The sequence below is a fragment of the Pseudomonas sp. FW305-70 genome (assembly GCF_058783925.1).
In genome coordinates this window covers 114130-138205 of the sequence record NZ_JBYSYZ010000004.1, presented here as the reverse complement: position 1 = coordinate 138205, position 24076 = coordinate 114130, and the positions used below count along the sequence as shown (strand labels likewise).

The window sequence follows — 24076 nt, the reverse complement described above, 5'->3', positions numbered from 1 at the left end:
ACGTCTGCTAAAGGGACGTTGTAAGCGTAGTTGCATTAACGTAGCAGCCGGGTGAATCGTGCCTGTTGCTCTAACGACTGATCAATGGCGTGGGCATCAGCGCTTGTCGTTGCGAAAATTGCAATGAAAGTTGAATCGCCATTGTAAAAAAAGCCGCTGAAAACAGCGGCTTTGCAGACAACTTTTCAAAGGGAAGAGCCGATGAACAGTGTCGTGGGAAGCGGGAGTGAACGGTGCGGATCAGCTGTCCTTCTCGACCTGTGGCCGGGCCTGAGTGGTCGAGGCTTGCGGGGCTTGGGCGTCTTGCGCAGCCTTGGCCGTCATCTCGATCTGATGCTCTTCGAGCGCTGCAGCGCGTGCGGCGTTATGTGCGACGAAAGTCTGCGATTCTTCCGCCATCGCCAGTGGCGACAGGAACAAAGAGGACAAAACGAAAGCGCTGGCAATACCCATACGGTTGGACATCTTTAAAACCTTCTTGCTTGGCAAGTGCTGTTTGGTGCGGGCAAAGATAAGGATCTTGAGCGAGGGGAAAAAGAGCGGATTCATGAAAGGACTGTTGCGACTTGAGCAACAGTTGGTGGTGTCGAGCTCTTTTGTGGCGAGGGAGCTTGCTCCCGCTCGGCTGCGCAGCAGTCGCAGGTCCGAGGAACATGGACTGTCTGAAAGAACGCGCGCTCAGGTTTTTAGGGCTGCTTCGCAGCCCAGCGCGAGCAAGCTCGCTCGCCACAGTAGTTTGTGTTTTTCAGACAGGAAGATGAATCCCGAACGTATTCATCCCATGGTCACTGCGCACGAACACATCGCCGCCATGCATCAATGCAATCGCCTTGACGATGGCCAGCCCAAGGCCATGATTGTGGCCGCTGTTGCTGCGCGAGGCATCGACCCGGTAGAAGCGTTCGAACAGCCGTGGCAGGTGTTCGCGGGCAATCGGTGAGCCGGGGTTGGCGACGCCGATGCTGACCTGATGTTCGGCGGCTTCAATGTGCACTTCAATCACCTGGCCGGGCGCAGTGTGCTGCACCGCGTTGTTCAGCAGATTGATCAACGCCCGGCGCAGATGGGCGATCTCGATGCTCACTTGCGCGTCACCACTGACCTCTACCTGGACCTGAGCGTCCTCGAGAATGAAGTCCAGATACTCCAGGGTCGTGGCCACTTCATCGGCCAGCGACGTGGACGTCAGTTTGGTCGCCTTGCTGCCCTGATCGGCACTGGCCAGGAACAGCATGTCGTTGATGATCGAACGCAGCCGCTCAAGCTCTTCGAGGTTCGATTGCAGCACTTCAAAGTAATGCTCGGCGGAGCGTCCGCGGGTCAATGCAACCTGGGTCTGGCCGATCAGGTTGGTCAGTGGCGAGCGCAGTTCGTGGGCGACGTCGGCATTGAACGATTCAAGGCGTGAGTAAGCCTGCTCGACCCGTTCCAGGGTCGAGTTGAACGAGCTGACGAACTGATCGAGTTCCGGCGGCAACGGTGACAATCGCAAGCGCCCCGAGCGCAACGGCGGGGCCAGACGCCGGGCTTCCTGGGACAGTTTGATCAGCGGCTTCAGCCCGATCCGCGCCACCCAATAACCCAGTGCCGAGGCCAGTAGCACGCCGACAATCGCCAGGCTGATCAGCGCAATCAACAGTTGATGCTGGGTATGGAAAAACGTCTCGGTGTCGATGGCGATCATGAAGCGCAGCGGTGGGCGCTGGTCCTTGGCCGGGAATTCGCTGACCAACACTTTCAGCGGATAGGGGTGATCCGGCAGATGCATGTCGCGCATGCCCAGTGGCCCTTGGGCAAAGGTGCGGACCTGCGGGGTCAGGTTGCCGTATTCGTAATGCGGATCGCCGCTGATGATCCAGAAGCTGATGCGCTTGTCTTCTTCGCTCAGCAGGTTGAGCTTGTTGTTGATCTTCACCCAATGCTCAGGCGTGCCGTAACGGCCGACCGTGGATTCGAGCACGCTGTAGCGCGCATCCAGCTCGGCTTCGGGCAACAGGCCCAGGCCTTTGTCGACCTGCTGGTACAAGGCCCAGCCGATCAACAGGAACACAAGCAGCGCCACTAGCGTGAACATCCCGCTCAGGCGCAAGGCGATACTGTTACTGGACACCACGGCTCTCCAGCACATAACCCATGCCGCGAATGGTGTGCAGCAATTTCTCTTCGAACGGCCCGTCGAGCTTGGCCCGCAGGCGTTTGATCGCGACTTCGACGACGTTGGCGTCGCTGTCGAAATTGATGTCCCAGACCATCTCGGCAATGGCGGTTTTCGAGAGAATTTCACCCTGGCGGCGCGCCAATACGCTGAGCAGCGAGAACTCCTTGGCGGTCAGGTCCAGTCGTGTGCCAGCGCGGGTCGCCTTGCGGCTGATCAAATCTATCCACAGGTCGGCAATGCTCACTTGCACCGCTTCATGACCGCCGCTGCGCCGGGTCAGTGCTTGCAGGCGTGCCACCAGCTCAAGGAAGGAAAACGGTTTGCCCAGGTAATCATCGGCGCCGTCACGCAGGCCCCTGATGCGATCTTCCACACGCTCGCGGGCGGTGAGCATGATCACCGGGGTCTGCTTGCGCGCACGCAAGGCGCGCAACACGCCGAAGCCGTCGAGGCCCGGCAACATCACGTCGAGGACGATCACCGCGTAGTCGCTCTCCAGCGCCAGATGCAGGCCTTCGACCCCATCCCGCGCCAGGTCCACGGTGTAACCCTGTTCCGTCAGGCCGCGGTGCAGATAGTCCGCGGTTTTTTCTTCGTCTTCGATAATCAGGACGCGCATGACCCCGCCTCAGTCTGTGGTCGCCAGCGTCGGTACTGGCAAAGGTTTGGGCCTATGAAATAACCGCTCCAGCCACAAGTATATGACCGGCGTGGTGAACAGCGTCAGCGCCTGGCTCACCAGCAAGCCGCCGACTACCGCGATCCCCAGGGGTTGGCGCAACTCGGCGCCGGTGCCGTAGCCGAGCATCAGCGGCAGGGCGCCAAGCAGCGCGGCGAGGGTGGTCATGATGATCGGCCGGAACCGCGTGATGCAGGCCTTGAAGATCGCTTCTTCAGGCGACAGTCCGCCATTGCGCTGCGCTTCGAGGGCGAAGTCGATCATCAGGATGCCGTTTTTCTTGACGATACCGATCAACAGCACCAGGCCGATCAAGGCCATGATCGAAAAGTCCTGGCCGCAGATCCACAGCATGATCACTGCGCCGAGGCCCGCAGAAGGCAAGGTCGAAATGATCGTCAGCGGATGCACGAAGCTCTCGTAGAGTACGCCGAGAATGATGTACACCGCCAACAGTGCCGCCAGGATCAGCCACGGCTGGCTGGCCAGCGAACTCTGGAACGCCTGGGCCGCGCCCTGGAAATTACCGCTGATGGCGGTTGGCATGCCGATGTCGGCCTTGGCCTGGTTGAGCATGATCACCGCATCGCCCAAGGCCACGCCGGGCGCCAGGTTGAACGACAGGTTGGCGGCCGGGAACATGCCGTCATGGGCGATGGACAGTGGGCCGATGGTGGGTGCATCGAACCTGGCCAGGGCCGACAGCGGTACCATTTCCCCGCTCAGGGGTGAGCGCAGGTAGAAATAGTTGAGGCTTTCGGCTTTGCCGCGTTGCTGTGTGTCCAGCTCCAGGATCACGTTGTACTGGTTGACCTGGGTCTGGAATTCATTGATCTGGCGCTGGCCGAAGGCATCGTACAGGGCTTCGTCGACGTCGCTGGCGCTCAGCCCGAAACGCGCCGCGGCGCTGCGGTCGATACTGATGTGGGTGATGCTGCCGCCCAGTTGCAAATCGTTGGAAATATCGCGGAAGGCCGGGTTGGCGCGCAATTTTTCCGTCAGGCGCTGGGTCCAGGTGCTCAGGGTCGGGCCATCGTTGCTCTTGAGCACATATTGGTACTGGGCACGGCTCGGGCCTGAACTGAGGTTGATGTCCTGGCCGGCGCGCAGGTACAGGACGATGCCCGGTACTTTCATCAGTTGCGGACGAATCCGGTCGATGAACTGACTGGCCGAGACATCGCGGTCGCTGCGTTTTTTCAGGGTGATCCAGAAACGGCCGTTGGCGATGGTCTGGTTGCTGCCGGAGACTCCGACCGAGTGCGAGAACGTTTCCACGGCCGGGTCGGCGGCGACGATTTCCGCCATGGCGAGGTGTTTTTTCACCATGTCGCCGTACGAAATGTCAGCAGCGGCTTCGGTGGTGCCGAGGACGAAGCCGGTGTCCTGGATCGGGAAGAAGCCTTTAGGAATGAAGATGTAACCGGCGACGGCCAGACCCAGCGACAAAGCGAACACGCCGATCATCGTTTTCTGATGGGCGAGGGCGTGGCGCAGGCCTTTTTCGTACCAGGCCAACAGACGCTCACCAAAGCCCGGTTTGTCGTGGGCATGATGCACCGGCGCGCGCATGAACAGCGCGGCCAGGGTTGGCGCCAGGGTCAGCGACACCACCACCGAAATCAAGATGGTCGAGGTGGCGGTCAGGGCGAACTCCTTGAACAGTCGCCCGACCACGCCCCCCATGAACAGCAACGGAATGAACGCCGCCACCAGCGAAAAGCTGATCGACACCACGGTGAAACCAATCTCGCCCGCGCCCTTGATCGCCGCTTCGCGCATGCCGTCGCCGGCCTCCAGGTGCCGGTGAATGTTTTCCACCACCACGATCGCATCATCGACCACAAAGCCCACGGCCACCACGATCGCCACCAGCGTCAGGTTGTTCAGGCTGAAGCCCATGACGTACATCAGCGCAAAACTGGCGACCAGCGAAACCCCCAGCACCGCCGACACAATCAGGGTCGCCGACAACTGGCGCAGGAACAGCGCCATCACCGCCACCACCAGCATGATCGCGATCAGCAGGGTGATTTCCACTTCATGAAGGGAGGCGCGAATGGTCTGGGTCCGGTCGATCAGCACCTTGACCTGCACCGAGGCGGGGAGCATCGCTTCCAGCGCCGGCAAGGCGGCCTGGATGCGGTCCACGGTTTCGACGATGTTGGCGCCTGGTTGGCGGAAGATCACCAGGTTCACCCCCGGTTGTGAGCCCGCCCAGGCCTGGACGTAGGCATCTTCCGATCCGTTGACGACTTTGGCGACATCGCGCAGATGAACCGGCGCGCCGTCCTTGTAGGAAACAATCAGCTGGCTGTAGTCCTCCGGGTGGAACAACTGGTCGTTGGTGGACAGGGTCGAGATGCTCGACTCCCCGTACAGCGCACCCTTGGCCAGGTTGAGGCTGGTCTGCTGGATCGCCAGGCGGATGTCGGCAAGGGTCAGGCCGATGGCGGCGAGTTTGTCCGCCGAAACCTGGACGCGGATCGCCGGACGCTGCTGACCGGTGATGGCGACCTGGCCTACACCGTCGACCTGACTGAGCTGACGGGACAACAGGGTTTCCGTCAGGTCGCTGAGCTCCGGACCGGGCATCAGCGAGGAGTTGACGCTGAGGATCAGCACCGGGCTGTCGGCCGGGTTGACCTTGCGCCAGGTCGGCAGGTTCGGCATGTCCTTGGGCAGCTTGCCCGCGGCCGTATTGATCGCCGCCTGCACTTCCTGGGCGGCGGTGTCGATGCTCTTGTCGAGGGTGAATTGCAGGGTCAGGATGGTTGAGCCCAGTGCACTGCTCGAGGTCATCTGGGTCACGCCGGGAATGGCACTGAATTGCACCTCAAGGGGCGTGGCCACCGAGGACGCCATGGTTTCCGGGCTGGCGCCGGGCAATTGCGCGGCCACCTGGATGGTCGGGAATTCTGCCTCCGGCAACGGCGCTACCGGCAAGCGTGGAAAGGCGATGACGCCCAGCAGCACCAGGGCGAACGTCAGCAGGACCGTGGCCACCGGGTGGTCGATGCACCAGGCGGATATCGAACCGTGGCCCTTCATTGTGCCGCCTCCGATTGCACCACTTGCGGCGGCTCGGTCATCACCTGCACCGTCGACCCCGGTTTGAGCCGCGACTGACCATCGCTGACCAGTACATCACCCGGTTTCACGCCCTTGATGATGTCCTGGCCGCTGCCTTGATAGACCATTTGCACCTGAACGGCTTCGACCTTGTCGCCATTGACCCGGTACACGAAGTGCTGGTCGAGGCCGCGTTGTACGACCGTCGGCGGCACCACCAGCGCATCTTTATCCAGGGCTGTCTGAATCTTTACCGTCACCAGCAGACCCGGCCACAGCTTCTGCCCCGGATTGTCGAACTCGGCCTTGGCGCGAATGGTGCCAGTGTTGGCATTGATCTGGTTGTCGATCAGGGTCAGGTGACCTTCGCCGAGCAGGTTGCCGGTTTCGCCGTCGGTGTCAGCTCCGATGTAGGCCTTGACCCGGGCGTGCTGTGGGTCGTTGATCAGGCCCTGCAAGGTCGGCAGCATTTGTTGCGGCAGGGAGAACTCCACGGCGATCGGGTCGATCTGGGTCACGGTGAACAGGCCTTGGGTGTCGGTCATGCGCAGGAAGTTGCCTTCATCCACGGTGCGAATGCCGACGCGACCGGTCACTGGGGAGCGAATCTGTGTGTAGGAAAGTTGTACCTGGGCTGCGTCGATTGATGCCTGATTGCCTTGGGCGGTGGCTTTGAGTTGGTTCACCAGCGCCTGTTGCTGGTCGTAGGTCTGCTTGGAAACGCCGTCGTCAACGCTCAGCAGTTTGTAGCGTTTAAGGTTGACCAGCGCCACTTGCAGCTGCGCCTGGCTTTCGCCCAGCTGTGCCCGGGCCTGGTCGAGGCTGGCGCGGATCGAGCGGTCGTCGATGGTGGCCAGCAGGTCGTCTTTTTTCACCAGTTGGCCTTCCTTGACCATGATTTTGGTGAGGATTCCGTCGATTTGCGGGCGGACCACGACGCTGTGCAGGGACAGCACCGAACCGATGCCACTGACGTAGCGTGGCACGTCTTTTTCGACGACGGCGACCACGCGCACCGGGATGGCGGTGGGGGGGGCGAGTTTGGTCTTGACCGGTTGGGTGGCGTACCACAGGCCCAGCGCTGCCAGGACGATCAGAAGGGCGACGAGCAGGGCGGGTTTTTTCTGGGTTCGCATGCGAGTGGGGCGCCGGGGCTGGTTTTTTGGTCGAAGGGTATTCTCCTTTATAAACCCGTTTGGCGGTCAGGAGGGTGACGGCTAACTGACGGCGCTGTCAGTTTTTGTGTCTTGGCGGCCTTTGGGCCGACCAGGCTTTGGGGTGATGGAGTACATATCCGTTTTTTGGGTAACGGCGGCTTATGGTTTCGCCCTTACGGCGACTCCCTTTTTTACAAGCGCCTAAAAAAGGAAGCAAAAAACGCTCGCCCCGAACGTACGGCCCCTCGCCTAGGCTCGGGGTTCCTTCGCTCCGGCATTCATCCGGGGGCATCGCCTCCGGTCGGCTTCGCTTCGACCTCCTCTCGATGTGTTCGGCTTCGCCGAACGGCGCTGCGCGCCCACCCCCGGATGAACGCCTCCACTCAGCCTTCCGAGGGGGCGGGTGGATCAAGATCAAGAGCTGCATGCGAGCTAACGCTCGGCCTGTAGGAGCTGCCGAAGGCTGCGATCTTTTGATCTTGATCTTCCGCTCTTAAAAATAAAAATCAAAAGATCGCAGCCTGCGGCAGCTCCTACAGGGTCAGGATTTGGCTCAATTCGCCAGCCGAACTCCACCCAGACTCCCGCTCAATTCATATGCCGCCAATTCCGCCTGATGCGCCGCCAGCAACTCCGGCAACGATCCGCGCAAATACTCGACCCAAGTCTTGATCTTCGCGTCCAGGTACTGGCGCGAAGGGTAGATCGCATACAGGTTCAGTTCTTGTGAGCGGTACTTGGGCATCACCCTCACCAGCGTGCCGTTGCGCAGGCCTTCAATGGCGGCGTACAGCGGCAGGACGCCAACGCCCATGCCGCTGATGATCGCGGATTTCATCGCGTCGGCGGAGTTCACCAGAAACGGGGAGCTGTTGATGGTGACCATTTCCTGGCCATCAGGGCCGTCGAAGGCCCATTTTTCCAGCGGGATCACCGGGCTGACCAGGCGCAGGCAGGCGTGGTTGAGCAGGTCGCCGGGTTTTTGTGCGCAGCCGTTGGCTTTGACGTAAGCCGGCGAGGCGCAAACGATGCTGTAGGTGATGCCCAGGCGTTGGGAGACGAAACCCGAATCCGGCAGTTCGCGGGCGAGGACGATGGACACGTCGTAACCCTCGTCGAGCAGGTCCGGCACGCGGTTGGCCATGGTCAGGTCGAAGGTTACGTCCGGGTGGGTCTTGCGGTAGCGGGCGATGGCGTCGATCACGAAGTGCTGGCCGATGCCGGTCATGGTGTGCACTTTCAGTTGCCCGGCCGGGCGGGCGTGGGCGTCGCTGGCCTCGGCTTCGGCTTCTTCGACGTAGGCCAGGATCTGTTCGCAGCGCAACAGGTAACGCTTGCCGGCTTCGGTCAGGGCGATGCGGCGGGTCGTTCGGTTGAGCAGGCGGGTTTGCAGGTGGGCTTCCAGGTTGGAGACCGCGCGCGAGACGTTGGCCGTGGTGGTGTCCAGTTGCACGGCGGCGGCGGTGAAGCTGCCGGCTTCGGCCACGTAACTGAAGGCGCGCATGTTTTGCAAAGTGTCCATGGGGTGCTCTCTCGTCGAATGACAAATTGTGACACGAAGTTTCTGTTTATTTACAGGCGACTAAAGATCGACTTACGGATTATCTCGTTAACGGTAACAAAGATTCACAGGAATCCCAGCTTATCGCCATTCAGGCCTCCCCATAGAATTGCGCAACTGGGCAACCGGGGCTCGACCCACCGCACAACCTGTGGGAGCGGGCTTGCTCGCGAAGAGGGCATCACATTCAACAGAGATGTTGACTGACAGACCGCTTTCGCGAGCAAGCCCGCTCCCACAAAAGCGGATCTCCGGTTTTCAGAAAATTTCGTGCCTCCCCCTATTTTCAGGAAATCGCAGCAGTGCCGCGTCGCATCAGCAGAGCGCTTGAGCCGCTCAGTGTTTTGGCTTTAACCCTGGCAATCAGCGGCTGCATCGGAACCGGAGGTATTGCCCCGCAGGGCAAGGCGCTGGAGGCCAATTCGCTGGCCACCGACGAAGCAATCCAGAGCGCCGCGCAAGATGCGAATTGGCCCACCGCGCAATGGTGGCAAGTCTATGGCGACCCGCAACTGAATCGCTGGATCGACCTCGCCCTGCAAGGCAGTCCGACCCTGGCCATCGCCGCCGCTCGGGTGCGTCAGGCCAGGTCCATGGCCGGCGTGGCCGAAGCGGCCGAGTCGCTGCAGATCAATGGCGATGCCACCCTCAAGCGCCACAACTGGCCCACCGACCCGTTCTACGGTCCGGGTGAGCTGGCCAACGCCACGACCTGGGACAACAACGCCGCACTGGGTTTCAGTTATGCCCTCGACCTCTGGGGCCGCGAAAGCAATGCCGCCGAGCGTGCGGTGGACATGGCACACATGACGGTCGCCGAAGCGCGACAGGCCCAGCTGGAATTGCAGGACAACATCGTGCGCGTCTACATCGAACTCTCGCTGCATTACGCGCAACGGGACATCGTTGATGCGACCTTGAAGCAGCAACAGCAGATCCTTGAGCTGGCGCAGAAGCGTTTGAAGGGCGGCATCGGCACCCATTTCGAAGTCAGCCAGGCCGAGACGCCGCTGCCGGAAACCCATCGCCAGCTCGATGCCCTCGACGAAGAAATCGCCCTGAGCCGCAACCAGCTCGCCGCCCTCGCCGGCAAGGGGCCGGGTGAGAGCGCGCAGCTGCAGCGGCCAACGCTGTCGCTGGGGGCACCACTGAAACTGCCGTCGTCGCTGCCGGCGCAATTGCTCGGCCAGCGCCCGGACGTGGTCGCCAGCCGCTGGCAGGTGGCAGCACAGGCGCGGGGTATTGATGTTGCCCATGCCGGTTTCTACCCGAACGTCGATCTGGTCGGCAGCCTCGGCTATATGGCTACTGGCGGCGGGGCCCTGGAGTTCCTGACCGGCAAGAAGCTCAACTACAGCGTGGGTCCGGCGATTTCGTTGCCGATTTTTGATGGTGGGCGTTTGCGTGCCGAGCTGGGCGAAGCCTCGGCCGGGTATGACATCGCCGTGGCCAAATACAACCAGACCCTGGTCAATGCCCTGAAAAACATCTCCGACCAGTTGATCCGCCGCGAGTCCATGGACAAGCAGCAGGCGTTCGCCGCCGAGTCGGTGGCCACCGCGCAGAAGACCTACGACATCGCGATGATTGCCTACCAGCGTGGCCTGACCGACTACCTCAACGTGCTCAACGCCCAGACCTTGCTGTTCAAGCAGCAGCAAGTGCAGCAGCAGGTCCAGGCGGCGCGTTTGAGCGCCCATGCCGAACTGGTGACGGCGTTGGGCGGTGGTCTCGGTGCCGGCAACGACGTGCCGAACGACAGCCAGACCCAGGCGCCGAAAACCCCGAGCCTTTTGCGTTGAACACAAAACCTGTGGGAGCGGGCTTGCTCGCGAAGGCGGTGTGTCTGATGACACTTTTGTTGCCTGACACACCGCTATCGCGAGCAAGCCCGCTCCCACAGGTTCCGGGTCTTCACTGAATTTTATTGAGCAGGATTAGATGACTCCCTTGCCCGCACCCTTGCGCTGGCTGTACTCCCTTGAATGGCGCCGGGGCTTCTTCGACTGGGCACGCAGCGATGGCGTGACCTGGGTCTACATTTTCAAGGTGTTGTTCGCGGCATTCCTGACGCTGTGGCTGGCCATGCGCCTGGAACTGCCGCAACCGCGCACGGCGATGATCACCGTGTTCATTGTCATGCAACCGCAAAGCGGTCAGGTGTTCGCCAAGAGTTTCTATCGCTTTCTCGGCACCTTGGCCGGGTCGGCGGTGATGGTCGCGCTGATCGCCCTGTTTGCGCAGAACACTGAGCTGTTCCTCGGTTCGCTGGCGATCTGGGTCGGCATCTGTACGGCCGGTGCCGCGCGCTGCCGCAACTTTCGCGCCTATGGATTTGTCCTCGCCGGATACACCGCCGCGATGGTCGGTCTACCCGCGCTGGCCCATCCGGATGGCGCGTTCATGGCGGCGGTCTGGCGGGTGCTGGAGATCTCGTTGGGCATTCTCTGTTCGACCCTGGTCAGTGCGGCGATCCTGCCGCAATCGGCCAGCGCGGCGATGCGCAATGCCTTGTACCAGCGCTTCGGCGTGTTCGCCCTGTTCGTCACCGACGGCTTGCGCGGTCGCAGTCAGCGCGAGGCGTTCGAGGCCGGCAACGTGCGTTTCATCGCCGAAGCCGTGGGTCTGGAAGGCTTGCGCAGCATCACTGTTTTCGAAGACCCGCACATGCGTCGGCGCAATGGCCGGCTCAGTCGCCTGAACAGCGAATTCATGGGCATCACCACGCGCTTCAACGCCTTGCACCAGTTACTTGAACGCCTGCGCAGCAGCGCGGCAGACCAGGTGGTGGAGGCGATCAAACCCGGCTTGCAGGACCTCGCCGAGCTGCTCGACGGCTTCAGCGGTCGTGCCCTGACCAGCGCCGATGCAGCGCGCCTGGTTACAGTGCTGAGCGCCTACAAGGAAGGTTTGCCAGCGCGGGTGCGCTGTCTGCGGGCGACGTTCCAGCAGAGCAATCCGAGCGAGGCCGGGCAACTGGATTTCCACACCGCCTACGAACTGCTCTATCGCTTTGTCGACGACTTGCACAGTTATGCACAGACCCACGCGTCCCTGGCCGATCACAGTCACGAACGGGAGCGCTGGGACGAGCCGTTCACCCCGCAAACCAACTGGCTGGCAGCGGCAGCATCGGGGATACGCGCGGCGTTCATTCTGGTGGTGTTGGGCAGCTACTGGGTGGCAACCGCCTGGCCGAGCGGTGCGACCATGACCCTGATTGCCGCCGCGACCGTGGGCCTGTCCGCCGCCACCCCGAACCCCAAGCGCATGGCCTTTCAGATGGCGTGCGGGACATTGCTCGGGGCGCTGATCGGCTTCGTCGAGATGTTTTTCATTTTCCCCTGGATCGATGGGTTTCCGTTGCTGTGCGTGATGCTCGCACCGGTGATCGTACTTGGCTCGTTCCTGACCTCGCGGCCGCAATACGTGGGCGTCGGCCTGGGCTTGCTGATCTTCTTCAGCACAGGTTCAGTGCCGGACAACCTCACGGTCTACAACCCCTACACCTTCATCAACGACTACATCGCCATGGTGCTGGGCATGCTGGTGTGCGCAGCGGCCGGGGCGATCATTCTGCCGCCCAACAGCCGCTGGTTGTGGCGTCGCCTGGAGCAGGACCTGCGTGGTCAGGTGGTGTACGCCATCAGCGGCAAGCTCAAGGGCCTGGCGTCGAGTTTCGAGAGCCGCACCCGTGACCTGGTGCATCAGGCCTACGGCTTCGCGGCGGGCCAACCGCAGGTGCAGCGGGACTTGTTGCGCTGGATGTTCGTGGTGCTGGAAGTCGGCCACGCGATCATCGAATTGCGCAAGGAGCAGGCGATTCTGCCGGTGCATCCGGCCTATGCCGAATCCCAGCCGTGGCGCCAGGCGATCCGGGTGATGGGGCGTGCGCTGGTGCGGCTGTTCCTGCAACCAAACAGCAGCAACCTTGAACGCGCGCTGATCGCCGTCGATCACGCGATCAGCCGTGTGCAGTCCACCGACGAGCCCTTCGCCCCGCACTTCGATACCTCGGCGTTGCGCCGGGTGAAGAGCTACCTGCACTTCATCCGCACCTCGCTGCTCGATCCGCAATCACCGCTCGCCGGCTACATGAATGCCAGTGCCAGCGCCAAGCCACAAGGACTTGAACATGCCTCGTGAAATCGCTTTCCACGGCGTGTACATGCCGACCATGACCCTGATGTTTTTCATCGCAGCGGCGTTGGCCTGGGCGCTGGACCGGTTTCTGTCCGGGTTCGACCTGTACCGTTTTTTCTGGCACCCGGCGTTGCTGCGCCTGAGTCTGTTTACCTGCTTGTTCGGTGCCATGGCGCTGACTGTCTACCGTTGACTCTCTATCACTGAGAATGCCCTGATGAAAAAGTTTTTCAGCCTGCTCGCGACCCTGCTGGTGCTGGCCCTCGCGCTGTGGATCGGCCGCTCCCTGTGGGAGCACTACATGAACACGCCGTGGACCCGCGACGGCCGCGTGCGCGCCGACATCATCAACGTCGCCGCCGACGTCACCGGCGAAGTGGTGGACGTGCCGGTGCGTGACAACCAGCTGGTGAAAAAAGGCGATTTGCTGATGCAGATCGACCCCGAGCACTACCGCCTGGCGGTCAAGCAAGCGCAGAGTCTGGTGGCATCGCGCAAGGCGACCTGGGAGATGCGCAAGGTCAACGCCCATCGTCGCGCCGATATGGACAACCTGGTGATCTCCCGGGAAAACCGCGACGACGCCAGTAACCTCGCCGACTCGGCCCTGGCTGATTACCAGCAGGCCCAGGCGCAACTGGAAGCCGCAGAACTCAACCTCAAACGCACTGAAGTACGCGCCGCGGTAGACGGCTACGTGACCAACCTCAACGTGCATCGCGGTGACTATGCGCGCATCGGCGAGGCGAAAATGGCTGTGGTCGACATGAACTCGTTCTGGGTCTATGGCTTCTTCGAAGAAACCAAGCTGCCCCACGTACGTGTCGGTGATAAGGCCGACATGCAACTGATGAGCGGCGAAGTGCTCAAGGGCCATGTGGAAAGCATCTCGCGCGGCATCTACGACCGCGACAACCCGGAGAGTCGCGAACTGATCGCCGACGTCAACCCGACCTTCAACTGGGTACGCCTGGCGCAGCGAGTACCGGTGCGCATTCACATCGATGAAGTGCCGGAGGGTGTGGTGTTGGCGGCGGGGATTACCTGTACGGTGGTGGTGAAGCAGGAGGGTGGGGCATAGCCGGTAGACCGAGTCGCCTGCTTCGCGAGCAAGTCGGATCGCCGCACCGCCGCTCCCACAATTTGGAATGCAACCCCCTGTAGGAGCGAGCTTGCTCGCGATGAACCAGACCGCGCCGCGTGTATTCAGAATGCACGCGTTATCGTTGACGTCCATCGCGAGCGAGCTCGCTCCTACAGTTGATCACCCTCGGTTTCAGCAGAAAGTTTCCTGCAAATGCCGCCAAAGAATCCTGTCATCTACCTTCTCGAACACAACCGTGGAACGACGATCCGAGTGCAGCCCGGTCGCATCGGTCTGTTGCTCGCGGTAACTCACGGTGGCGCCGCCGTCGTACAACGCAATCCCACGCAGCTCGCTGAGCTCAATGCGGAACCCGAGTTTCTTGCCACCCGCCAGCGTGAACAGTTCGTTCAGCGCGTCTAAGTCCAGCACCCGGCCGAGCGGGGAGACCATGGAGAACTGCGGCGAAAAACGCGTCAGCAGTTTTTCCAGCTCGGACGCGTCACGCTCCTCGGCCAACCATTGTTCGATGGCCACGTGGGCCTGGATCACTTCGTCGAAGTATTCGGTGTAGTCGGTCATTGTGCTGTTACCTGAAGTTTTGTAGAGACTGTGCGGGCCTCTTCGCGAGCAAGCCCGCTCCCACTGGATTAGCGCTATTTCAAAATCTGCGCATGACCTGTGGGAGCGGGCTTGCTCGCGAAGGGAGCGACGCAGTCTCAGAGTTGCCCACGCAACCCGAACCGCTTCATCAGCCCGGATTCGAGCAAGCCCTTGGGCAGCAAACTGGCCATCAGCGGCAACGCGCGGCTGCCATTGCCCAGGCGGATCAGCCGTGGCGGTTTGGCTTGCTGCACGGCCTTGAGCAATCCGGCGGCAAACTCACTGGCCGGCGTCGGCCTGTCCTGGGAAGCCCTGGCCCGTGCGCGTATGCCTTCACGCAGCGGAAACCACGGCGATTGTTCACTGATCAGTTGCTCGGCTTGGTGTCCGGCATTCTTGGCGAAGCTGGAAGCGATGGCCCCCGGCTGGACCTCCATGACCCGCACGCCGAAGGGCGCCAGTTCCATGCGCAAGGCATCGCTCAAGGCATGCACGGCGGCTTTCGAGGCGCAATAGGCGCCGGCGAATGGCGTGACCAGTACGCCGGACACGCTACCGATATTCACCACCAGCCCCTTGGCCCGACGCAGCACCGGGAACAAGGCGCGGGTGACGCCGACGATGGCGAACACATTGGTTTCGAACTGGCGCTGCATGGCCGGTACGCCGCCATCGAGCAATGGCCCCATGGCGCCATAACCCGCGTTGTTGATCAGCACATCGAGGCCGCCGGTTTGCTGGTTGATTCGCTCGCTCAAGGCTTCGAGTGCCACGGCGTCGTTGACATCCAGTTGCACGGCGGTGAAACCCGCAGCGGTGAGTGCCGCGACATCTTCGGCCTTGCGGGCACTGGCCCAGACTTCATAACCGGCGACCTTGAACGCATCGGCAAGGGCACGGCCAATGCCGCTGGAGCAACCGGTAATCAACGCAACGGGCATGGCGCATTCCTTGTGCAAAAAATGGGGGAGGGATCAGTCGGAAAAACTACCCTGCAATCGCTCGGCGCGAAACTCCAGGGTTTCCGGTCGGTAGCCAGGGCGCAACGGCGGCAGTGGCAAGCAATCTTCCCAGTTGCCACCGGCCTGCAATTCGCCGGGGCCGCGATAGCGCGGGGCGGTGTATTGGTTGTCGGCCAGGTTCACCGTATCGCCCGGCGCATAGGCCGCAACCCGCCAGCGCAGTTCCGTCAGCGGCACGTCATTGCCATTGTTCATCGTCAGTTTCAGCGGTCGGTCGGCCGGGCAGTGCCCGGGCGCATAGCTGATGCGCAACTCCAGGCGTTGCAGTTGCTTGAGTTCGCGGTGGTCCATCCAGATGACCCAGGTCGCGACGATGCCCAACCCCACGGCGGCGGCCACGGATACGGGCAAAGCCTTGGCCGGGTAGCGCAGCAACAGGACCAGCCAGGTGATGACCAGCAGGACGCCGATGAACATGACGCGCAAACCTCGGGAGCAGAGAAGTGCATCCTACCTAAGCGTAGGTGCGATTGGCGATGGGAGAGATTTCGCGGTGACTGTGGGGGCCCCTTCGCGGGCAAGCCCGCTCCCACAGGTTTTTTGGTTGTTCACGAATGTTGTGTTCCACCCGGTCCACTGTGGGAGCGGGCTTGCCCGCGAAGAGGCCAGTCGAGGCACTACAAAAAACCAGTACAAAAAAAGCCCCCGAACCACCCGCTGCGGATAGGGAACGCAGCAGGCTGGACGAGGGCTTCTTGTTTTACTGAGCGTTACTGCGCGATCGTCTTCACCGCAACCCCACGCTCAACCGGCGTCGAGCGCCCGTAGATATCTTCAAACCGCTCGATATCGTCCTCACCCAGATAGCTCCCGGATTGCACTTCGATGATCTCCAACGGGATCTTCCCCGGGTTACGCAGGCGATGCACCGAAGCAATCGGAATGTAGGTCGACTGGTTCTCGGTCAGCAGGAACACGTTCTCGTCACAGGTCACCTCGGCGGTGCCACTGACCACGATCCAGTGTTCAGCGCGGTGGTGGTGCATTTGCAGCGACAGGCAGGCGCCCGGTTTGACCGAGATGTGCTTGACCTGGAAGCGGCCGCCCATGTCCACCGAGTCGTAGGAGCCCCACGGACGGTAGACTTCGCAGTGGTTCTGGGTTTCGCTGCGGCCCTGTTCGTTGAGGGTGTTGACCATCTGTTTCACGCCTTGGACCTTGTCCTTGTGGGCGATCATCATGGCGTCCTTGGTTTCGACCACGACGATGTTTTCCAGGCCGATCACCGACACCAGTTTGCCGTTGCCGTGGATCATGCAGTTTTTGCTGTCCTGGATCACCACGTCGCCCTTGGTGACGTTGCCGTTGGCGTCTTTTGCATTGACTTCCCACAGCGACGACCAGCAGCCGACATCGCTCCAGCCGGCGGTCAGCGGCACGACGCAGGCGCGTTGGGTTTTTTCCATCACCGAGTAGTCGATGGAATTGTCCGGGCAGCAGGCGAAGGTGGCTTCGTCGAGGGTGATGGTGTCGGCGTCCTGGTGGCTGCGTTCCAGAGTCAGCAGGCAGGTGTCATAGATGTCCGGATCGTGCTTTTTCAACTCTTCGAGGAAGCGGCTGGCGCGGAACAGGAACATGCCGCTGTTCCAGAAGTAACCGCCGGACTGGACGAACTCGGTGGCGCGCTTCACGTCAGGTTTTTCGACGAAGTGCGAGACGCGGCTGACGCCTTCGGGCAGCAGCGAATCGTTGGTCGACTTGATGTAGCCATAACCGGTTTCCGGCTTGGTCGCCGGCACGCCGAACAGCACCATTTCACCGTTTTCGGCAGCGACTGTGGCCAAGGCCAGGGCGCGTTGCAGAGCTTTCTGGTCTTCCAGCACGTGGTCGGCCGGCAGTACCAGCATCAGATCGTCGCGACCTTCATTGACCAGCATCATCGCGGTCAGGGCCACGGCCGGCGCAGTGTTGCGCCCGAACGGCTCCATCAGGATGCGCTGGGATTCCAGTTTGCGCGCCGCTAACTGCTCATTGACGATGAAGCGGTGCTCCTTGTTGCAGACCACGATGGGCGTGTCCATGCCTTCGAACACCAGGCGTTCCAGGGTTTGCTGGAACAGGGTGTGTTCGCCGGTCAGGGCCAGGAACTGTTTAGGGAATTGTTTGCGGGAAAGCGGCCAAAGACGTGAGCCACTACCACCTGACAAGATCACCGGAATCATATTGTTACTCCTTGAATATCGATTGGTTAGAGCTACTGCGTTCTGTCGTTTCACTCTTGTTTTTGTTCCGTGTCCGGGCTGGCCTTTGTAGGAGCGAGCTTGCTCGCGATGGACGTTAACGAAAACGCGCGCTATCTGAGTAAACGCGTTGCCCTTACGTTTTTCGCGAGCAAGCTCGCTCCTACAGGGGACATGGGGCAGTCCGGAAATTTGTTAGCGCGTCGATACCGGGCGTTTTACCCAGACCGGCGACAGGCTGCTGCCGCTGCCGGTGACGTACAGCACCGCGGCTTCACCGCGTTCCAGGGCGACCGGTTTCACGTCGCCGACTTTGGTGGTGCCGTCATAGAGCGCCAGGCTGACCTTCACCGGGTTGATTTCACGCTCGCCACGACCCTTGGGCGCAACGTTTGGGACCACGTCGGTCTTGCCATCGGCGGTTTTCAGGGTCAGCGCCTTGTCGCTGAGGTTTTGCACGCGGACCAGGGACTTCTGCTTGTTCTTGAACGGCGGCTCTTCGATCAGTTGCGGCGCGCCGCTGGCGTTGTTGACCAGGGTGTAATAGTGGTCGCCGGCCAGTTTCACCGGCAGGCTCTGGCTACCGACCTTGGCGCTGTAGTCGCCGCCCGGCATGAAGCTGAAGTCAGTGCTCGACAGTGGCGCGACATCGCTCAGGTTGGTGCTGCCAACGGTGGCGCTGACTTCGGCGTTGCTGGCGTTGTAGATGCGCACGAAGGTCGAGCCTTTCGGTGCGGTCGGGCCGTACAGGGCGGCGTCGCCTGCGGCGAAAGCCTGTACCGACAGCACGCTGAGGCCGGCAACCAGGGCAAGGCGTTTGGCGAGACGACGAGGAGTAGTAGTGAAAGTCATGGTGTACCTCTCTTTCAGTTTTGCGCCCGGTCGGGCGTCTCGGATTTGTTGTTGATGGCTACGTTTTGTTGGCGGGCGCCGGCTTGTTTAAGCTCTGCGACCCACTGCGGGTCGGCGTCGCCGATTTCGTTGTTCACAGGCAGATATCGTTCAGGGAACTCCCAGATCAGCACCTGTGGCGGGCTGTTCTTGAAGGCATCGCTTTTCAGGTAGCTGAGCATCGGCAGAATCGGGCCGTGACCGTCTTCGGCGTAATTGACCACGTCGCTGTTCAGCGCTTGCTTGAGCGCACCGACGAAGTTCCAGTTCGGGTTGGCGCTGTAGCTGGTGCCGATCAGGGCCACCGGCACTTCGGTGTTGGCGAACAGCGCGTCGTCACCGGCGGGCTGGTCTTCAGCCGCGACCGTATTGCGCTTTTGCAATTGCTCTTGTTTAGGCATCAGGTTTTCGAACAGCGGGTCCAGCGGCAGGAACAGACGCAGGTCGCCCTTGTGGGTGATGGTCTCGGCAGGTTCGGTGACGAAGCGTTGCGGCTCGCCGCTCAGCGGGTACTTGTCGGCGATGGTCCTGGCCAGACGGTTGGCGGCGATCTCGGCGCCTTGCGGCGTCCAGTGGGTGTCGGTGCGCAGGAACACTTGCTGGCCATTCTGCTTGGCCTGTTGCAGCGGGCCGAGCAGGTCAGGGGCCGGAATCCGGTCGGCGGCCAGGCGCTGGTGGAAGTCCTTGTAGAGGTTGGCGTGGATGCTCGCCGGTTTCACTTCACCGAGGTGTTCCGGGTACAGGCGCGCCTTGGCCGGCACCACTGCCATCACCAGTTGCACGCCTTTTTCCTTCAAGGTCTGGCGCACGCCTTCGACCAGCGCGTAGTTGCCTTGCAGGTTCAGCTCTTCGTTGACCACCGGGTGGAACTCTTCATCGCTGTACAACCACTGGTCGCGACCGAGCACCACGCCCGGACGACCTTCGTTGAACAGTTTGAAATCCAGCGCAGCCCAGAGGTTGGTGCCCAGGCGCTTGATCGGGAACTCGTCGTCGTAGTGCGTTTCCACGGCTTTGCTCCAGCGGCCGTTGAGCACCGTCGCATCCGCGTTGGTGCTGAAGCCGAAGAAGCTGCGCACCGACCACAGACCGAGCACCAGCAGGGTCACCAGGAACAGCGCGATGTAGAAGATGCGTAATGAGCGGGTCATGGTCAGATCCCTCAGAACTGGAAGTAAAGGAACGGCGAGAAGCTTTGCGCCGAGAGTTTGAGAATCGAGGCGATGAACAGCAGCAGCACCAGCGCACGCATCACGTAGCGCGACCAGTCAGCGGTCCAGTAGGCCGGTTGCACCTGGGCTTCGACGCCGACGGTGTAGCCAGGCTGGTGGATGCTCGCCGGGTTATCCCCAGGCACGGCCTTGATCGTTCCCGGTGTCGCAGCGGCAGGGCCGTCGGCGTCGACGTTCACTGCAGGCCTGGTCTTGACCGGAGGCTGATTGCTGTAGAAATCCCGCAGGCCGAAGAACGCCAGGGTCACGTAGGCCACGATCAGGGTTGCCACTTGCAGGCCGGTGAGGCTGGCCTGGTTGAGTTCCGACAGCGACCAGTCACTGAAGCTGAACATCGCGCCGTACATGCGCCCGGCCACGTGCAGGTTTTCCGCACGGAAGATCACCCAGCCCATCACCACCAGCAGGAAGGTCAGTGCCCAGCGGATCGGGTTGATGCTGCGTGGCGAGGTGTTCAGGCCGATGGCTTTTTCAATCGCCAGCCACATGCCGTGCCATGCACCCCAGACGATGTAGGTGATGTTCGCGCCGTGCCACAGACCACCGAGCAGCATGGTCAGGAACAGGTTGCGATAGGTCATCAACGTGCCTTTGCGGTTGCCGCCCAGGGTGATGTACAGATAGTCACGCAGCCAGGTCGACAGGCTGATGTGCCAGCGCCGCCAGAACTCGGTGATCGACTGGCTGATATACGGCTGCTTGAAGTTTTCCATGAAACGGAAACCCATCATCAAGCCCAGGCCGATGGCCATGTCGCTGTAGCCGGAGAAGTCGAAATACAGCTGCGCGGTGTACGCCAGGGCGCCGAGCCAGGCATCGCCCGTGGTCGGGTTTTGCAGGGCGAAGCAGTGGTCGGCCACCACCGCGAGGGTGTCGGCGATGAAGACTTTCTTGATGAAACCCTGCATGAACCGCGTGCAGCCCTCGGAGAACTTGTCGAGGGTATGGGTGCGGTTGTTGAACTGGTCGGCCAGGTCGCGAAAGCGCAACACAGGGCCGGCGATCAAGTGCGGGAAGATCGCCACGAACGCCGCGAAGTCGATCAGGTTGCGGGTCGCCGGGGTGTCGCCACGGTAGACGTCGATGATGTAGCTGATGGACTCGAAGACGTAGAACGAGATCCCGATCGGCAGCAGCACGTGAGTCAGGATGAAAGGCGAAAGACCCACCGATGTCATCATCGCGTTGATGCTGTCGACGCCGAAGTTGGCGTACTTGAAGTAGCCGAGGATGCACAGGTCGACGGCCACGCCGAGCAGCAGCCAGCGCTGCGCCGGTTTGGTCCTGACCCCGGCGGCACCGACTTTCAGGCCGATCCAGTAGTTCCACAGCGTGACGCCGGCGAACAGTGCGAGGAAGTCCACACGCCACCAGGCGTAGAACACGTAACTGGCAATCAGCAGCAGCAGATTGCGATAGCGTTGCCCGCTCAGGTAGTACAAGCCGAGGAAGATCGGCAAGAACAGAAACAGGAACACGTTGGATGAAAATACCATCCCGATCTCTCCATGTTTAACCAACAGTCAAGGGCCAACGGCCCCCCCAAACCCCCCACCGAAAACCGAGGGAATATCACTCAACTCAAGTCTTGCACTGACCCCTTGTGGGAGCGGGCTTGCTCGCGAAAGCGGTGTATCAGTCGACATCATTGGTGAATGTCAGACCGCATTCGCGAGCAAGCCCGCTCCCACAGGAGTTTTGTGGTGGTGCTAAGAACCTTTGCCCTTTTCATTGGCCGGGTCGTAGACCTTGGTCAGGTCACCGCCGAGGCGGAAGGTCTTGAACGGTTGCATCTTGTGTTTCTTGGCCAGCACCTCGGGCGAGCAGGTGTAGAGCGTGCAGAACGGTTCGAGCCAGGCAAACTTCGAGTCGACCTTCAGGTCGGTCATGTCCTGTTCCTTGCCGTTCTTTTCCTCGAACTCATCCGGGTCTTTCACCCCGGCGAGCACGCGATCACCGAGGCGTTTCAATGCACCGTTGTTTTCCTGACGCAAGTCCACACCGTTGACCTGGGCGAAACTGGCGATCATCGCCAGCGGCGGCAGGGCATAGTTGTGGTACGCCAGCGCCCGTTGTTCACGCTTGAGTTCGTTGGGCAGATAACCGCTGGCGTCGACCTGGTTGGCGCCGACCTTGAATTCCTTCACGGCCCAGTCGAACAGGTCGCGGCGGTTGGTGGCGACGGAAGTGGCCATCACCGACCAGGCGGCCCAGTACGAGTGGTTGTTGGTCTGCTCGAGCGGCAGGTTGTCCCAGTCGCTGACCACCTGGTCGGCCATCTTGCTGAACCAGGCTTCGATCAACTGCGACTCTTGCTGATGGTTGGCCAGCGGACGGGAGTCGGAAAACTTCAGGCGAATGTATGAAGACGCCATGCTGCCCAACGCCCATTTACGCATCGACTTGCCGGTGTGGTTGAAGTCCTTGGACATCAAGGCATCGGCCTTGGCCCACGCGGTCAACCAATTGAGCGTGCATTCCAGTTGTTCCGGGCGACCGTCACGCATGAACTGCATCACTCGCTTGCTGGTGCCGCGCTCGATCTTGGTGATGTCGGCAGTACTTTCACGGAAGGCTTTTTCCGACTGCACGTTCAGGGTCGAGCGGGCCTTGTCCGAACCTTCGTACTTGCTGCGAAATTGCAACGAGCCGGTGTAGGGCGTCGGCATCGCATCGCAGCCTTCGCTCTTGTCGCCGGTTTTGACCTTTTCTATCGGTGCGAAGTAACCCTGTGGCGGACGCAATGGCGCCGCCGCTTGTGTGGCGCCAGCAAACATCGCCAGGCTCAACAGCGTCGGTACCAACAGATGCTTCAGTTTCGGATTTCGCATAGCAGACCTCATTGCCCGACCGAAGCAGTACGCTGCTCGGCGCTCGGGAATACGTTGCGTTTGCAGATTTTCGCTTCGACTTTCTGAGGCGCGGCACCGGCTTCGGGGCCCTGGACTTCAACGGCCAGCAGGTTTTGCGAGGCCCAGTCTTCGTCCGTGCGCAACTCGAAAGCGAAACGCCCGTCAGTCTCGGAAGTTTCCGGTTTGTCGATCTTGATGTCCTCGTGGCGACCGTTCATGTACCAGAGGGTGGCTTGCAGGGTTTTCACCGACGTATCGGCGAAGCGGATGTCGACCTGGTGGCTGCTGTTGCGCAGGTCCATGTTCTTGCTGTTGACCATCAACTCGTTTTTGCCCGGCTTGAGCGTGGCGCTGCCGGACATCTGCGCATCCTTGCCTTCGCAACCGTTGTCCAGCAGCGCCATCATCTGGCGGTAGATGGTTTCCTGGTCGAGGCGGTACAGCGGCGAGAATTCCCAGATGAGAATCTTCGGCGGGTTCTTCTGGAACTCGTCGCTGCCCAGGTACTGCAGCATCGAACCTTCCAGGCCGCCGCCGGGGAACGCCACGTTGAGAATGTCGGCGCCGATGGCCTCTTCGAGGAAACCGGCGAAGTTGTAGTTCTTGCCACTGTGGGAGGTACCCACGAGGGTGATTTGCGGGTTGCCGGAATCGCCGAACAGATCGCCATCGCCCGCTTCGCCCTTCGGCTCGGTGGTGAACTGATCCATGTACTGGATCGCGTAGCTGGTGCCACAGAGTTGACCGGCCATGTTGTGCAATGTTCCGGTCTTGCCCATGCGACCTGACTTTTTGGTCTCGAATTCGCGCTTGGGAATGTCGGCGAATTCAGGCAATTGCTTGACCTTCTCGGCGACGATTTTCGCCGTGCGCTGGGCACCGTACGGGGTCCAGTGCTGGTCGCCACGGAAGTAGAAGTCGTGGGCGGGCAGGGTCTCGGGCAGCGACTCGTCGGTCAGCGGCGACAGGTCCGGAACGACATAGCCCATCTGCGCGAAACGGCCCAGCATGGTCTTGTAGTTCCTCAGCGCCTTGTCGAAGTCGAAGCTGGCTTTCTCCGCCGGGTTGAGCTTGTTGCGGTTCACCAGGCCACGGGTCGGCTGGTACACGACAACCAGTTCCACGCCCTTGCTCTTGAACGCATCGTGCAGTTGTTTCATGCGTTTGTAGCCGGCGGGCGTGGTGTCGAATTCGGTGCGCAAGTCTTCCTGCGTACGGAACAGCCAGTCGCCCTGGGCCTGTACAAGCGTGGTGAAGTTCTGCTGATAGCGGGTGGTGTAGTTCTTCGCATCGTGCGCCGCCGGGCACAGGCTGCAGCACGGTTCGGCGCTGAACTTGGGCGCTTGAACTTCATCGGCACGCGCGCCAGTGCTGGCCGCGAGAATGCCGGCGGTCAGGGCCGACAGGCTGAGTAATTTGATCAAGTGTGGGTGCATAAGATT

At 61.2% G+C, this 24076-nt stretch carries 19 protein-coding genes; 4 read left to right on the top strand and 15 right to left on the bottom strand.

Annotated features, from left to right (window positions below):
- Positions 1-240: 240 nt before the first annotated feature.
- The 6 genes from AC3WN7_RS04780 to AC3WN7_RS04755 form a co-directional block, all read right to left on the bottom strand.
- On the bottom strand, positions 241-465 hold the full coding sequence (locus AC3WN7_RS04780; protein ID WP_102673395.1) for a hypothetical protein: 225 nt from the start codon (positions 463-465) through the stop codon (positions 241-243).
- 280 nt (positions 466-745) lie between these two features.
- Positions 746-2110, bottom strand: a complete 1365-nt coding sequence (locus tag AC3WN7_RS04775; RefSeq protein WP_095965527.1) for a heavy metal sensor histidine kinase — start codon at positions 2108-2110, stop codon at positions 746-748.
- Positions 2100-2777: a heavy metal response regulator transcription factor gene (locus AC3WN7_RS04770; RefSeq protein WP_095965526.1), complete on the bottom strand. Its 678-nt coding sequence runs from the start codon at positions 2775-2777 to the stop codon at positions 2100-2102. Before AC3WN7_RS04770 ends, AC3WN7_RS04775 begins: the two co-directional genes overlap by 11 nt.
- Before the next feature lie 9 nt (positions 2778-2786).
- Positions 2787-5888: a multidrug efflux RND transporter permease subunit gene (locus AC3WN7_RS04765; RefSeq protein WP_095965525.1), complete on the bottom strand. Its 3102-nt coding sequence runs from the start codon at positions 5886-5888 to the stop codon at positions 2787-2789.
- The gene (locus tag AC3WN7_RS04760) at positions 5885-7045 is read right to left on the bottom strand and encodes an efflux RND transporter periplasmic adaptor subunit (protein WP_102673393.1); all 1161 of its coding nucleotides are present in this window, start codon (positions 7043-7045) and stop codon (positions 5885-5887) included. Before AC3WN7_RS04760 ends, AC3WN7_RS04765 begins: the two co-directional genes overlap by 4 nt.
- Positions 7046-7619: 574 nt before the next feature.
- Entirely contained in the window at positions 7620-8588 is a 969-nt protein-coding gene (locus AC3WN7_RS04755; protein WP_095965523.1) for a LysR family transcriptional regulator, read from the bottom strand.
- 341 nt (positions 8589-8929) lie between these two features.
- Between AC3WN7_RS04755 and AC3WN7_RS04750 the strand changes: the two genes are divergently transcribed.
- The 4 genes from AC3WN7_RS04750 to AC3WN7_RS04735 all read left to right on the top strand — a co-directional run bounded on the left by AC3WN7_RS04750 (position 8930) and on the right by AC3WN7_RS04735 (position 13851).
- Positions 8930-10429: an efflux transporter outer membrane subunit gene (locus AC3WN7_RS04750; protein WP_102673392.1), complete on the top strand. Its 1500-nt coding sequence runs from the start codon at positions 8930-8932 to the stop codon at positions 10427-10429.
- 139 nt (positions 10430-10568) lie between these two features.
- The gene (locus tag AC3WN7_RS04745; protein WP_102673391.1) at positions 10569-12773 is read left to right on the top strand and encodes an FUSC family protein; all 2205 of its coding nucleotides are present in this window, start codon (positions 10569-10571) and stop codon (positions 12771-12773) included.
- The gene (locus AC3WN7_RS04740) at positions 12763-12963 is read left to right on the top strand and encodes a DUF1656 domain-containing protein (protein WP_015096751.1); all 201 of its coding nucleotides are present in this window, start codon (positions 12763-12765) and stop codon (positions 12961-12963) included. The genes AC3WN7_RS04745 and AC3WN7_RS04740 overlap by 11 nt, the downstream gene beginning before the upstream one ends.
- A 24-nt stretch (positions 12964-12987) precedes the next feature.
- Positions 12988-13851 (top strand): efflux RND transporter periplasmic adaptor subunit, encoded by an 864-nt coding sequence (locus AC3WN7_RS04735; RefSeq protein WP_007989922.1) that lies wholly within the window; start codon positions 12988-12990, stop codon positions 13849-13851.
- 195 nt (positions 13852-14046) lie between these two features.
- Here AC3WN7_RS04735 and AC3WN7_RS04730 read toward each other — a convergent pair whose 3' ends face one another.
- The 9 genes from AC3WN7_RS04730 to AC3WN7_RS04690 all read right to left on the bottom strand — a co-directional run bounded on the left by AC3WN7_RS04730 (position 14047) and on the right by AC3WN7_RS04690 (position 24070).
- Positions 14047-14436 carry a DUF4440 domain-containing protein gene (locus tag AC3WN7_RS04730; RefSeq protein WP_102673390.1) on the bottom strand — a complete coding sequence of 130 codons (390 nt, stop codon included), beginning with the start codon at positions 14434-14436 and terminating at the stop codon, positions 14047-14049.
- 137 nt (positions 14437-14573) lie between these two features.
- Positions 14574-15398 carry an SDR family oxidoreductase gene (locus AC3WN7_RS04725; protein WP_095965518.1) on the bottom strand — a complete coding sequence of 275 codons (825 nt, stop codon included), beginning with the start codon at positions 15396-15398 and terminating at the stop codon, positions 14574-14576.
- Between the two features lie 33 nt (positions 15399-15431).
- Complete coding sequence (locus tag AC3WN7_RS04720) at positions 15432-15896, bottom strand: multidrug transporter (protein WP_102673389.1); 465 nt, start codon at positions 15894-15896, stop codon at positions 15432-15434.
- Positions 15897-16189: 293 nt separating this feature from the next.
- Positions 16190-17641, bottom strand: a complete 1452-nt coding sequence (locus tag AC3WN7_RS04715) for a mannose-1-phosphate guanylyltransferase/mannose-6-phosphate isomerase (protein WP_102673388.1) — start codon at positions 17639-17641, stop codon at positions 16190-16192.
- A gap of 213 nt (positions 17642-17854) precedes the next feature.
- A complete protein-coding gene (locus tag AC3WN7_RS04710) occupies positions 17855-18511 on the bottom strand; it encodes an alginate O-acetyltransferase AlgF (protein WP_095965515.1) in 657 nt (218 codons plus the stop codon).
- A gap of 14 nt (positions 18512-18525) precedes the next feature.
- Positions 18526-19701 (bottom strand): alginate O-acetyltransferase, encoded by a 1176-nt coding sequence (locus AC3WN7_RS04705; RefSeq protein ID WP_095965514.1) that lies wholly within the window; start codon positions 19699-19701, stop codon positions 18526-18528.
- An 11-nt stretch (positions 19702-19712) separates the two neighbouring features.
- Positions 19713-21278, bottom strand: coding sequence for an MBOAT family O-acyltransferase (locus tag AC3WN7_RS04700; RefSeq protein ID WP_015096743.1), 1566 nt, complete (start codon positions 21276-21278; stop codon positions 19713-19715).
- A 213-nt stretch (positions 21279-21491) separates the two neighbouring features.
- On the bottom strand, positions 21492-22613 hold the full coding sequence (locus tag AC3WN7_RS04695; RefSeq protein WP_102673386.1) for a mannuronate-specific alginate lyase: 1122 nt from the start codon (positions 22611-22613) through the stop codon (positions 21492-21494).
- 8 nt (positions 22614-22621) lie between these two features.
- Positions 22622-24070, bottom strand: coding sequence for an alginate O-acetyltransferase (locus tag AC3WN7_RS04690; protein WP_102673385.1), 1449 nt, complete (start codon positions 24068-24070; stop codon positions 22622-22624).
- Between the last annotated feature and the right edge of the window lie 6 nt (positions 24071-24076).